Annotated in this window: 15 protein-coding genes; 6 read left to right on the top strand and 9 right to left on the bottom strand. The window is 35.2% G+C overall.

Annotated elements, in window-relative coordinates; all coding sequences use genetic code 11:
* Positions 1-6 precede the first annotated feature (6 nt).
* A complete protein-coding gene (locus ACN6MX_RS04750) occupies positions 7-393 on the top strand; it encodes a DUF7147 family protein (protein WP_419961524.1) in 387 nt (128 codons plus the stop codon).
* A gap of 6 nt (positions 394-399) precedes the next feature.
* Here ACN6MX_RS04750 and ACN6MX_RS04745 read toward each other — a convergent pair whose 3' ends face one another.
* Complete coding sequence (locus ACN6MX_RS04745) at positions 400-672, bottom strand: YlbG family protein (protein WP_090562904.1); 273 nt, start codon at positions 670-672, stop codon at positions 400-402.
* Between the two features lie 134 nt (positions 673-806).
* Between ACN6MX_RS04745 and ACN6MX_RS04740 the strand changes: the two genes are divergently transcribed.
* Complete coding sequence (locus ACN6MX_RS04740) at positions 807-1709, top strand: glycerophosphodiester phosphodiesterase (protein ID WP_419961523.1); 903 nt, start codon at positions 807-809, stop codon at positions 1707-1709.
* A 130-nt stretch (positions 1710-1839) separates the two neighbouring features.
* Here ACN6MX_RS04740 and ACN6MX_RS04735 read toward each other — a convergent pair whose 3' ends face one another.
* Complete coding sequence (locus ACN6MX_RS04735; protein ID WP_419961522.1) at positions 1840-2289, bottom strand: YlbF family regulator; 450 nt, start codon at positions 2287-2289, stop codon at positions 1840-1842.
* 83 nt (positions 2290-2372) lie between these two features.
* On the opposite strand from ACN6MX_RS04735, the gene ACN6MX_RS04730 reads away from it, so the two are divergent.
* Positions 2373-2870, top strand: a complete 498-nt coding sequence (locus tag ACN6MX_RS04730) for a PaaI family thioesterase (protein ID WP_419961521.1) — start codon at positions 2373-2375, stop codon at positions 2868-2870.
* On the opposite strand, the gene ACN6MX_RS04725 is transcribed toward ACN6MX_RS04730, so the two are convergent.
* Positions 2819-4210 carry a UDP-N-acetylmuramoyl-L-alanyl-D-glutamate--2,6-diaminopimelate ligase gene (locus tag ACN6MX_RS04725; RefSeq protein WP_419961520.1) on the bottom strand — a complete coding sequence of 464 codons (1392 nt, stop codon included), beginning with the start codon at positions 4208-4210 and terminating at the stop codon, positions 2819-2821. The two genes, ACN6MX_RS04730 and ACN6MX_RS04725, sit on opposite strands and share 52 nt — an antisense overlap.
* A 177-nt stretch (positions 4211-4387) precedes the next feature.
* Here ACN6MX_RS04725 and ACN6MX_RS04720 point away from each other — a divergent pair, with 177 nt between their 5' ends.
* Positions 4388-5119, top strand: a complete 732-nt coding sequence (locus tag ACN6MX_RS04720; RefSeq protein ID WP_419961519.1) for an aspartate kinase — start codon at positions 4388-4390, stop codon at positions 5117-5119.
* Here ACN6MX_RS04720 and ACN6MX_RS04715 read toward each other — a convergent pair whose 3' ends face one another.
* Positions 5120-6205: a CAP domain-containing protein gene (locus ACN6MX_RS04715; protein ID WP_419962552.1), complete on the bottom strand. Its 1086-nt coding sequence runs from the start codon at positions 6203-6205 to the stop codon at positions 5120-5122.
* A 154-nt stretch (positions 6206-6359) separates the two neighbouring features.
* Here ACN6MX_RS04715 and ACN6MX_RS04710 point away from each other — a divergent pair, with 154 nt between their 5' ends.
* On the top strand, positions 6360-6725 hold the full coding sequence (locus ACN6MX_RS04710) for a YugN family protein (protein WP_419961518.1): 366 nt from the start codon (positions 6360-6362) through the stop codon (positions 6723-6725).
* Positions 6726-6833: 108 nt separating this feature from the next.
* Positions 6834-7898 (top strand): sporulation integral membrane protein YtvI, encoded by a 1065-nt coding sequence (ytvI, locus tag ACN6MX_RS04705; RefSeq protein WP_419961517.1) that lies wholly within the window; start codon positions 6834-6836, stop codon positions 7896-7898.
* A gap of 79 nt (positions 7899-7977) precedes the next feature.
* Here ytvI and ACN6MX_RS04700 read toward each other — a convergent pair whose 3' ends face one another.
* The 5 genes from ACN6MX_RS04700 to ACN6MX_RS04680 all read right to left on the bottom strand — a co-directional run bounded on the left by ACN6MX_RS04700 (position 7978) and on the right by ACN6MX_RS04680 (position 12802).
* Positions 7978-8439: a DUF420 domain-containing protein gene (locus ACN6MX_RS04700; RefSeq protein WP_419961516.1), complete on the bottom strand. Its 462-nt coding sequence runs from the start codon at positions 8437-8439 to the stop codon at positions 7978-7980.
* A gap of 31 nt (positions 8440-8470) precedes the next feature.
* On the bottom strand, positions 8471-9382 hold the full coding sequence (ctaG, locus tag ACN6MX_RS04695) for a cytochrome c oxidase assembly factor CtaG (protein WP_419961515.1): 912 nt from the start codon (positions 9380-9382) through the stop codon (positions 8471-8473).
* 591 nt (positions 9383-9973) lie between these two features.
* A complete protein-coding gene (gene ctaF, locus ACN6MX_RS04690; protein WP_419961514.1) occupies positions 9974-10309 on the bottom strand; it encodes a cytochrome c oxidase subunit IVB in 336 nt (111 codons plus the stop codon).
* Between the two features lies 1 nt (position 10310).
* Positions 10311-10937 carry a cytochrome (ubi)quinol oxidase subunit III gene (locus ACN6MX_RS04685; RefSeq protein WP_419961513.1) on the bottom strand — a complete coding sequence of 209 codons (627 nt, stop codon included), beginning with the start codon at positions 10935-10937 and terminating at the stop codon, positions 10311-10313.
* 2 nt (positions 10938-10939) lie between these two features.
* Positions 10940-12802, bottom strand: a complete 1863-nt coding sequence (locus ACN6MX_RS04680; protein WP_419961512.1) for a cytochrome c oxidase subunit I — start codon at positions 12800-12802, stop codon at positions 10940-10942.
* Positions 12803-12818 lie beyond the last annotated feature (16 nt).

Raw genomic sequence — 12818 nt, 5'->3', positions numbered from 1 at the left:
TTTCAATTGATTCAACGTTTTATAGAACTAGGCGAAGGTTATGGTGATATTTACGAACTATGTGAACTTGCAAAAGTAAACAAAGAACGTATACACCAAGCATTTATTTTTTCTTCCATTAAAGAAAATATAACCTACTTTTCCATCGCAATCGCACTCAAACCAGTAAATACTGCAAATTTTTTTCCCATATATATATGTCGAGAAGGTATAGTTGAAGCCCAAAACGAACCAAAAAGACTCGCAATATTTAAAGAAACTTTAGACGAGTTAGCAATCCAGCCTATTAAAGTCGACATAAAACATTCTTCCGTCTATGTGGATGTAAATTTATATTATCAGTATATAATTGGTATTTTACGTTTAAATAATTTAATACCACCGCTACAATAGGCCTAGTTATAATCCAATTTTATAATCGTATTCTTTTGCTTTATCTGGTTTACTATTTTCAAATTCAGTTTTCAAAAATGGTCTATAGGACTCTAAAATTTCCTTGACATAAGGCAACTTGTTCATCTTTTGCTTAGCAGCGTCGATTTGATCTTGATCACAATATAAGACGACATATTTTTGTCTTTTGGAAATATAATGAACGTGACCAAATTTCCGCAAGGATTTAGCTTGTTTTAAATGATGCACATAGACAATTAGTCCTTGTCTTTCTGTCATACTTTTCCCCTCATTTCTTACTCTCAAGAATAACATATGGAGGAATTTGATAGCAACAACAACTAGCTGACAGTTTTGTGTACTTTGGCTATAATAAGAAAATACATTTTACGCCAATAAGGAGGAATTGATTTATGGGTAAGAAGTCAAATGTCGCTTTTGCACTTGCAGCCGCAGCAGGTGCAGCGTGGGCTAGTACTAAAGCACTTTCCAAACCGCAAAGTCGACCGACTAAAAAAGCATTGGAATACGAACAACCTATTATACTTGCTCATCGCGGAGGCTCAGCACTTGCTCCAGAATGTTCTCCTTCGGCATTCGAGCAGGCAGCTAAACTTGGGGTCCATGGTTTTGAAATCGATATAAGACTTACAAAAGATGAAGAGATAATAGTATTTCATGATGAAGAGCTAAACAGAGTTACTAACTTTACTGGTAAGGTATCCGACTATACATTAGCGGAATTAAAAGAAGCAGACCTTGGATATCATTTTTTGGATGTAGAAGGAGCTCCGTCCTATAAAAACTGTGGAGAACAGATTATTACTTTAGGGGAATTACTAAATTCATATCCGCAGATGCTTATCAACATGGATATGAAGGATGCACCTCAAACTTATGAAGGCAGTTTAATGCCTTCTAAACTTTGGAAAATTTTAGAGGAGCATCAAGCATTTGATCGAGTAGTTGTTGCTAGTTTTTATGATGATCAACTTGATCGTTTTAACTTATACGCACAAAATTCTGTTGCACTAGGTGCAAGTGAAAAGGAAGTAAAAAAAGCGTATACGGCATATACGAGTCAATTTAGACATCTATATCATCCAAAGGCAGATGTTTTTCAGATTCCCGTAAGATCAAATGTATTCCCGCTTGATAATCCAGGGTTTATAAAGTTTTTAAATTCATTAAATATCCCTGTTCACTATTGGACAATCGATGACCCAGCGACGATGAAAAAACTTATTAGCAATGGTGCAAAAGGTATAATTACAGATCGACCGGATTTAGCGATGGAAGTACTAAAGTTAGATTAATAACTAAATAGTTAAAAGCAGAAACAGTATTATCAAGTACTTAGATCACAATGCGTATGGAACGGAAAGTTTTATACTTATACTAAAAAAAGATGTGTGCAGTTTTTGCACACATCCAATCATTTTAACTTTAGGCAGAACAAGAACAAGATCCACCAGTACCGCATCCACTTCCACAGCTAGAACTAGCGGAAGCAAAAAACGGGTTACTAACAGGAACTTTAACACCTTCTGAAACAGATTTACCAATTAACAAACTCACTTCGTCGAGTAAGTCCTGCAATTCGTTCTCAGCGACCTTCAAGTGCGCCACTGCATCTACCATATCCAATTTTCGTTTAGTTACTCGAATATCTTTCATAACCTTCGAATAATCAGGATGGTATTTCCCGAAACGTTGAACCTCTTCGTATTGCTCCTTTAGCCTAGTGAAACTATTAACTTCACTCACTAAAGATGTATCTGTATATACAGCACGATGTGCATCTAAGTATTGGTAAAATTGTTCAGAGGAAAGAATCATAGTACATAATATATCCGATTGGTCCATTATATCGACCCATTCGTTTGTCATTATCATTTGATTAACCTCCAATCTGAGTTAATCATACCAGAAAAGTAAAAATAAATGCCAAACTATTAACTTATTGTTAGGAGAAAATAATGAATAAACTACAAAATTTATTTGAAACAGTGACAGCACAAGCATCTGAACAAGAACTAAACTTAGTAAATGATTTTCTAAATGCGATTCAACAAAAACAACAAAACAAGGTACCTACATACTTAAATGCTGTATTCCAAATGGATACTGAGTTTGACCAAGATCAGTGTATCGTCACAATGCCAATAACTCCAATCGCATATAATAGTTTTAATATGCCTCACGGTGGGATTATCGCCACACTTTCTGATAATGCAATGGGATTTTTAATAAATAAAGATCTGCACCCCGAAGGCAAAGGCGCAGTTACAACAAATATGACAATTCATTATGTTAAATCTTCAACGGAAAAAACGTTGATTGCAACAGCTAAATACTTACATAAAGGTCGTCAAACAATAGTGATGGAATGCACCGTAACACAACCTGACGGAAAAAAAATAGCCTATGCTACAGGATCATTCTTTGTGATTAATCCGCCTTCTTCTTCAAAATAAGCATTGACTACATCACGATCAGAAAAAGGGACAACAAGGTCATGTAAGATTTGCTCTTGCTCATGTCCCTTTCCTGCTATTAGCACGATATCTCCTGCTTCCGCCATTTGTAGTGCAGAAATAATAGCCTGTTTTCGATCGGGTTCTATTCGAAACTTGTTGTTGTCCAATCCTCTTACAATCTCTTTAATGATATCTGCTGGGTTTTCATTTCTTGGATTATCCGAGGTGATTATAGCTTGTGTGGCAAAAGATATAGCAACCTTTCCCATCTCATTTCGTTTTTTCTTATCCCTATTTCCTCCGCATCCAAATACAACGTATATATTATTTTTAGCAAAAGCTTTAATAGTTGAAAGACAAGCTTCCAAGGCATCTGGTGTATGTGCGTAGTCGATAAGCACTTTAATCCCTTTATTGTTATCAACTTGCTGAAATCTTCCGTTTGGAAGCGTAAGAGGTTCTACATTTTGAATTGGGATGTTCAAAGCCCATAAAGAAGCAAGAGCAGCCGCAAGATTCATGCCATTATAAAAACCACTATTTCTCATCTGCACTTCGATTTCTTCATTTTTCACTTTAAATTTATACGTAATATCGTCTTCTTTGTCATTTTCCTGTTGAAAGACAACCGTATTACGAATATCCAAACCGAAGCTGACAATAGGTAAAAAAGAATTTTGTGCGACTGTTCTACACCATTCATCATCGGCATTTACTACTAGTTTGGTACATAATGGTACAAGTAATTCTTTTGATTTTTTGTATGGGACCATCCCCCCATGAAACTCGAGATGATCCTTTCCAATATTCAAAAACACACCAATATCTATCGGATAGTTCCCCAACCGATTGTCCAATAATCCTTGCGAAGAAGCTTCTAAAATGATGTATTCAACGGAATGCTCGTAACAATAATGTACAATTTGTATAAAATCATAAAATGGTAATGTCGTATTACTACGGAAATTTTGTTCCAACTGCTTTCCGTTTATAAAAACGCCTAATGTCCCGATTACGCAAACTGATTTCCTTTGCTGCATGAGTAATTGACCTATGAAAAAAGAAACTGTCGTTTTACCATTTGTTCCTGTTATCGCTACTGTCTTCACTTTTTTTCCATATAATTCATAGGTTTTTTTACCAATTTCCTCCTTTAATCGCTCCATATCTGAAGGAATTATTATCTGCGGAACACTACAATCAGGTATAAAAACATCTGATATTACCGCAATTGCCCCTAGATGAATCGCTTCATCTATAATGTGGCGATTATTTGTTTCGGAGATAAATATATCCCCTTCTTTTATCTGCTTTGAAAAATTTACGATCTTGCTCATCTGACTAGTGGAAAAGTCGCCGATTACATTGTATGTTAATCCTTTTAAAAGTTCATTTAACGGATAAATAATAACACACTCCCTACACCATTCTTGTAAAGTCGCATACAGTAAATTGAATTCCCTGTATCGTATGAACGGAGTGTTTGAAATGTCACGAATAGAGTGGTTGAGATTATGATTGTTCAAAAATTTGGCGGGATTGCCATGCAAAATCGTCACAACAGACAATTAGTAATACAGCGAATCCAGCATGCAATTAATAACCATCAAAAGGTGCTTGTCGTTGTTTCCGCAATGGGAAGAAGAGGGAAACCCTATGCAACCGATACGCTATTAGATTTGCTTCCTTTCACCGACAATAGCATTGAAACTGATTTGCTCTCTGCATGTGGGGAGTTGATCTCGAGTTCCGTATTATCAACAGAACTAAAAACAGCGGGAATATCTTCTACCCTTCTTTATGGAAAAAATGCCGGTATAATTACGAACGATACATTTGGAAATGCCCTTATTAAAAAAGTAGATTTGAGCTCTGTATATCAAGCGTTTGAAAATTTCCAATGTATCGTTGTACCAGGCTTTCAAGGTGTCTCAGAAAATACACATAATTTTACTACATTAGGAAGAGGGGGTAGTGATTTAACTGCGGTTGTTTATGGCTATTATCTAAATGCTAAAGTAGTTGAATTTTACAAAGATGTCCCTGGTATCATGACTTCAGATCCGGTTACTACCAAGCATGTGGAGCTCATTCCTTTTATGACCTATGAGGAACTTCAAGAGAAGCTAGATGAACCTGTCGAAGTCATTCAAAAAAGAGCAGCCACATTTGCTGCTCTTCATCAAGTCCCATTGCATATTCGTTCTTTGTATCAAGATAGTGAAGGTACCTTTGTCTCCAACTAATTACTCTAGGATATTTTTGGTAGTATTTTCAGCTGGTCGTTCAATAAAGTTTTGCGTATAATAGCTACCATATACACCAATACCCGTGTGAGTAAAACCCTGACCTAATAAAATCTCTCGATGATCCTTAGAATTCAACCAGCCGTTTACAGCTTCTCCCGCATCAAAATAAAAAGCGGCTGTATTTCCAGCGGCACTCGAAAATTCAATTGAGGACTCTTTTAATTGATCACTAAATTTAGATACTTCAAATTTTTCATTGGCAACAATATTATTTTTGGCCATTTCTTCGCTATTAACCATCGCAATATTTTGCAATTCATTATCAGATACTAGTAATCGAAGGTTGTTACGATAACGATATACATTTGAAAGTTCAAATATCTGTCGCTCATTAGCGCGGTCTATTGAAGCTTGGAAGAGAGAGTCAGGAGTTTTAGTTTCCACCATAACTCCATTGTATAGAATGTCATAGGGCTTATGCAGCAAAATAGTCTTAGGATCTGTAAACCTAACTGCCTCTAGTTGTTGACTTTCTGAATCTATATATAACATAGCAAACAAATTATCGAACTGAACTAATATTCTATTGTCTATATCTTCTTCTGCAAGAGAGAAGGTATAAGTATTTGAATCTATTGAAAAAGTAATTTCAGATTGCACTAACGTAAATCGATAAATTTCATCTATGTCCTGCCCAATTTTATAAGGTGCAACTTCTACGTTAGCTCCCGCAGCAAAGGCTTGTGTTACTTTATCTCCTTCTACTCCGATTAACAAATAGGTTGTAAGAGATTGATTGTATACCCACCACTCATATCCAAATGCCGATGGTTCGGTCCGGGCTGGTTTCCCTAACAACTCAATAACTGCTTGGGTCGAACCTCCTACTAATGTTGAAATTCCTTCTTTCGGACGTGTAAATAACGTTTCAACTTCCACTATTTCTGAAGAAGTATCTGGAATTACCTGTCCTGAATTATTGGAGCCAGTAATGAGCTCATTTTCCTGTACAGGATTATCAAAATATATAAATATTACTAGTACTATAGCTATAGCAATAACAATTCGGATTAGATTATTCATCACAGCTTTTTCTCCTTATTCTTCTGCCATTTCTCCTAGTATACCAAGGTTAGCTAGAAAGACACAATGTTACCATTGCAACATTATCAAATTTGCATTAATATTAATAGGAACAGATTCTATTTGGAATATGAACGTGAAGGAGGACAATTCAATGTATTTCGAAAACACTGGTATAGAAAACACTGTCATCGACCTAAATATATTAGATGATCTTATGAAAAAGCAAGGTTTAGTTCGTGCAGGTCAATGGGATTATGAACGCGTAACTTATGATAAAAAGTATGTGATAAAAGAAGGTACATTTTATCTTCGAGTATTTGGCTTTACAAAAGATGGTGATGTAGGGGCACACGATGCAAACATTACTCTTTTAAAACCGGTTATAGGAAAACACTATTACCCACATGGTGTTGAGTATGGTGAAAATGAAGTTTTCCCAAAACATCTTCTAAAATCAAGTGAACAAACATTAGCTGCTGTAAAAGCTGATTTAGCTGCTTTTGAAATTTACGCTTAATAGGAAGAAAATCCTAACACGCAAGAGTTTCATTCTCTTGCGTTTTTTTCTGTTCAAAAATTACAAAATTGTCTATACTATTAATAAACGTCAAGAAAGGGGCATACGATGGTCTTAGGTTTTTTTAAAAAGGAATATATAAAATATTTTGTTCTAGCCGTTATGCTCTTATTATTAGCTATATTCATACTTCCTGTATCTATTCCTATTATACTCGCACTACTTACAGCTATTATTATGGAGCCAATCGTAAAGTTCACTCAAAAAACATTTAAATGGAAACGGAAACCTGCAGTTATAACTAACTTTGTTGTTTTTATAAGCGTCATATGCGGACTATTATACCTGGTGATTACAAAGCTTTTTAGCCAGCTTATTTATACATCACAGACCATCCCTACATATATTAATAACTGGACCGGATTATGGATTGATATGCAAAATAGTTTACTTAAATACACGGAGGGTCTTCCTAAAGAAGTTGTTGAATCGATTCAAAATAAATTTGATTTGACATTGGAAAGTATGAAAGAAGCCCTCCTAGATATACTTAGTTACAATAATATTTCTACACTTTTGACGAATATACCGAACTTTTTAGTAAGTTTTATAGTATTTATTATTGCTCTTTTTTTATTTATGTTAGATTTGCAGAATTTACAAGTTAAATTTTTTCATTACCTATCTGATAATACTGCAGGTAAAGTACATTTTATGTTTGCTAGTATAAAGAAAGTAGCTATTGGATTTATGAAAGCTCAGATTATTGCAAGTTTCATTATTTTGGGGGCAGCATTCATCGGTCTTTTACTTATTGTGACGCCAAAATACGCTTTAATAATGGCTATTGTCATTTGGATTATCGATATTATTCCAATACTCGGTTCCATTGCTGTTTTAGCACCCTGGGCTATTTATCATTATTTAACAGGTGATATGGTAATGGGAACTAAGTTAACTATTTTAGCAATTGTGTTATTGGTAATACGAAGAGCTATAGAGCCTAAGCTGATGGGATCCCAAATGGGTATATCTCCCCTAGCTATCTTAATAGCTATGTTTATCGGTGCAAAGCTTTTCGGTTTCATCGGATTTATGATTGGTCCACTGGTAGTTATTATTTTTATAACTGCTAAAGAATCGGGAATGTTAAAACTTAACTTTAAAATTTAAACTTAAGCTGTATAAGAAATACAAATAGCCAATGCTCTTTTGGAATAAGTTCCTTTAGAGTATTGGCTTTTGATTTGTTTTATCCACCGATTATTGCTTTGATAACTGATGTGGTTTCTCCACCTGTATAAAATACATAAAGCAGTAAGTATACGGCAACACCTGTTATTGCTACAAAAAACCATATAACACTTGTAATTGGTCCAATTTTACGATGCTTTTGAATATTATTTTTATATCCTAGATATAGAGTTACCAATCCAAAAACTGCACCAGTAGTTGCTAATGTAATATGGAATATTAAAAAGACTGTATAGTAAATTTTAATATTTGCTGGTCCACCAAAAGCCGTATTTCCGATGAAAATAGTTCGTGATGCATAAATAATGAAGAATATTAATGCCGAAATTGCAGCAGCAATCATCGTTTTTTTGTGGGCATCAATTTTCCTTTGTTTTATGAATGCCCAGCCAATTGCTACTAAAACAGCACTTAATACTATAAAAAATGTACTTATAGTTGGTAGAACGGGTAAATTCATCAATCATTCTCCTCAAATTACTTTATTAAATTTATAGATTAGCTTGTACTTTTAAGTCATCTAGAGCTTTTTGTGTGATTTCTTCCGCGTTGTCCTGCTCATTTTTGTACCATTTGAAGAAAATAGACATTAAGAATACTGCATATATAATCTCTTGTACAATTTTCATCAGTATCCCACCTAATTGTTGATCAGCGAGAGGTGTCATATTAGAAAATAATTCCGGTCCACTTAATGATAGTCCAGCTAATGTACTTGCTGGTACACATAGTTCCATTGCTTTCAACCATACATCTGGATTTGTGTATGTATCATACAAAGGTGTTCCAGTGAAGATAATTAACGCACAAGCCGGAGTTATTAAAACTGCACTTCCAATAATGAAGCCAATTTTTTTTAACCCATGTAAACGTTGACTAACTCCTTCTATATCAACGATAGACCACCACATAAAAATCGCTGACAGGAATAAAATAAACGTGTACGTTCCATGTAATCCTTCATCCAATTTGATATAATCGAAAAACAAAGGAATATGATAAAAGGAAAACAATCCTGAGAAGACAACTAGTGAAAGTAACGGTTTTGTTAGTACTGGAAAAATCTTACGAACTGCTGGCAATTCAATTACAGCTTTCCATACCCACCAAGGAATTCCTTTCATAAGTAATGGTGGAGCTAATAATAGTAAAAGAGCCATCTGGACCATATGAAACGAGAACATAATATGTGCCATTAAATCTACAGGTGAACCCTTTACAATGTATAAAAGAATTATCCCTATTAGAAAATAAGCTGCTTCTTTCTTTTTCAGTGGCTCCGATACTTTAAAGTCGTTACGCCATTTGACTGTTATTAAAAAATATAAAATAGTTAAAAACACTAATACTCCAATCATAACAGGGCTCCACAATGCTTGGAATCCAAATATACTTATAGGCATAAGTATCATCGCTCCTTTTTGCTAACTTCCTCTATTATATAGGTCAAGCCCAATAACTTCAATGAACGAACTATGACATTTAAGTATTTAAAGATGTCTCTATCAGCTATTTGCCATCTCTTTTAGTTATAACTATATGTACAACAAAGTACTTGCTCTTTAAGATATAGTACTCCTACAACTAAGAGAAACAGGGCAAAATAAGATGCCCGGTCCTTATAGTTCAAAACCTGTATCTTTCGTTTTCGAAGTGCTTCAGACAGACGTTTTGCTATATGATTACCGATTGAATTTTTAGGGAAGCTAGTTGGTTGTGACGTCCGTCACAACCAACCAACATCCCTTTTTTCGGTAATTTTATGGCTTATGCCCCGCATTAACGGGCAGTAGAGAACTGCCCGTAAAAGCCCGAATGATTCAACTAACAATCTAATGTTAATGTACTGGATACAAGCTTTGATAAATCCTACTGTTGGGCACTATCAAAAGGATTATTCATCCTCTAATGTCCCACGAACCCAATGCTTAAGGGAGACATTTTATCAAAAAAGCCAAGACAAAGTATTTAACTTTGTCTTGGCTTTAAGTTGTTTAACCCCACCAAATAATAGTAAGGAAAGTTAAGATGAAAGTGAAAGCTAGTAAAACAGCGCTATATAAGAAAAATGAAATTACCTCATGATTTTTTTCACTCATATGCATGAAGTAGTACAGCTGTAATACGACTTGAATTGCAGCTAGCAATAAAATAACCGGAACTATTAAATATACGGAAAAACCAGCAGCAACAGTAGTAAAAGCAATTAATGTTAAGAATATCATAATTGCAAAAGTTGTAACTTGGTTACGCATATCTTTTTTGCGTTTTTGCTTAATGTATTCAAATTCTGTTTGTGATCTTACATAAACTTGAGCGTCGTGTGACATATTAACCAACAACTCCCATCAAGTATACTACTGTAAAGATGAACACCCACACTACATCAATGAAATGCCAGTATAGGGAAGCAGTATAGTATTTTGGTGCATTATACAAACTAAATCCACGTTTTGCATTACGTAACATTAAAAGAATAATCCATCCTAGTCCAATTACTACGTGCAATCCATGAGTACCTACAAGTGTAAAAAATGAAGATGAGAAAGCACTTTGTCCATAAGTAAAACCTAAATGTACATAGTGATTAAACTCATATATTTCTAAACCTAAGAAAGCTAATCCTAAAAGAACTGTTATAGCTAACCAAGTTTGCATACCTCTGAAATTATGATTTTTCATATGATACATTGCGTACACACTTGTTAATGATGATGTTAAAAGAATCATCGTCATAACAAATACTAATGGTAATTCAAACAGTGTATCAGTTGAGAATTCCATCCCACTTGGTCCTTTGTTTTTAAGAGCTAAATAAGTAGCAAACAAACTTGCAAATAGTACAGTTTCTCCACCTAGAAATAACCAAAAGCCTAAAAATTTATTCTTACCTTCTAAAGTAACTTGTTCCGGATGATCCGGCCAAGTTTGTGGGGTGTACTTTTTATTAAAGTCCATAATTATTTACCCCCTTCATCATTCATTAAATCTTCTTTGTGAATATGGAATCCATGATCGTCTTTAATAGAACGAACAGCCATAGAACCAAGTGTAATTGCTAAGCCTAGCACTAAGACTGGAATTGACCATTCTTTTTCACCATGGTAAAGTGCTCCAAAAGCTGCGATAAACAAACCAATTGTCATAACAAGAGGTATGAAAGAATTGTTTGGCATATGAATATCAGAAAGTGGTTCTGCATAAGTCATACCTTCTTTGTTACCTTCTTGTTTTTCAATCCAAAAAGTATCTAATCCACGAACAAGTGGAGTTTGTTTAAAGTTATAAAATGGAACTGGTTGTGGAATAGCCCACTCCAATGTACGTCCATCTTCCCAAGGGTCATTTCCAACTTTTTCATTCTTAATGACTGTAATTATGATGTTAATCACTAGTATTATTACACCAATTGCCATTAACGCAGCACCAATTGAACTGATGAAGTTGAAAGTATCCCAACCTTGGTTTGCTCCAAAAGTAAATACGCGACGAGGCATACCCATAAGTCCTAAGAAATGCTGTATAAAGAACGTACAATGGAATCCGATAAAGAAGAACCAGAACGTCCATTTACCAAGTTTTTCACTTAACATCTGATTGAACATTAATGGCCAATATAAGTGTACTGCTGCAAGAATTGCTAGCACTACCCCACCAACGATTACATAGTGGAAATGGGCAACGATAAAGTACGAATCATGTAATTGGTAATCCAGAGGCGCTGCTGCTTGCATAATACCAGTTACCCCACCCGCTACGAATGAAGGAATAAATCCTAATGCATAAAGCATCGGAGTCGTAACTTTGATGCTACCTCCCCAAATTGTAAGTAGCCAGTTAAAGATTTTCATCCCTGTTGGAACAGCGATTGCCATAGTAGCAACTGCGAAAATCGCATTAGCTGTTGGTCCTAAACCGACTGTAAACATATGGTGAGCCCAAACCATGAATCCTAAGAAACCGATTAATACGGTTGCGAAAACCATCGATGAATATCCGAATAAACGTTTACGTGCGAATAAGGCAAATATTTCTGAGAATATACCAAAAGCAGGTAATATTAAAATATATACTTCAGGATGCCCGAAAATCCAGAATAAATGCTCCCAAATAATTGTATTACCACCCATTGTATGATCAAAGAAGTTTCCACCGAACATACGATCCAAGATTAAGAAGAATAATCCGATAGTAAGTGGTGGGAAAGCAAATAATATAAGTGCACTCGCTACAAATGTAGTCCAAGTAAACAATGGCATACGCATATATGTCATACCTGGAGCACGCATATTAATAATTGTTACAAGGAAGTTGATACCTCCAATATAAGTACCAGCACCCGCTATCTGAAGCCCGAGTGCATAAAAGTCAATACCATGACCAGGTGATGCTAATGACAATGATGCATAAGAAGTCCATCCTGCGTCGGGAGCTCCTCCCATAAACCAAGATAGGTTAAGGAAAATACCACCGAAGAAGAATAACCAAAAACCAAGCGAATTCAGAAATGGAAACGCTACGTCACGTGCACCAATTTGAAGTGGCATGACTGCATTCATAAATCCAAATAATATCGGCATGGCCGCAAGGAAAATCATTGTTGTTCCGTGCATTGTAATAATTTCATTGAATAGACCAGCACTAACAAAATCGTTATCTGGTTTTGCTAATTGAATGCGAATAAGCATTGCCTCGATACCACCGATTACGAAGAACAAACCGCCGGCAGCAAGGTACATGATCGCAATTTTTTTATGGTCTACTGTTGTTAAATAGTCCCATAAAGTTGCGCCAAAGCCTTTTTTCTTTGCGATAGAACTCACAACTTTAACCTCCCTC

This window comes from Psychrobacillus sp. BM2, from assembly GCF_048572895.1.
Lineage (GTDB): Bacteria > Bacillota > Bacilli > Bacillales_A > Planococcaceae > Psychrobacillus.
This window is presented reverse-complemented; position numbering and strand designations above follow the sequence as displayed.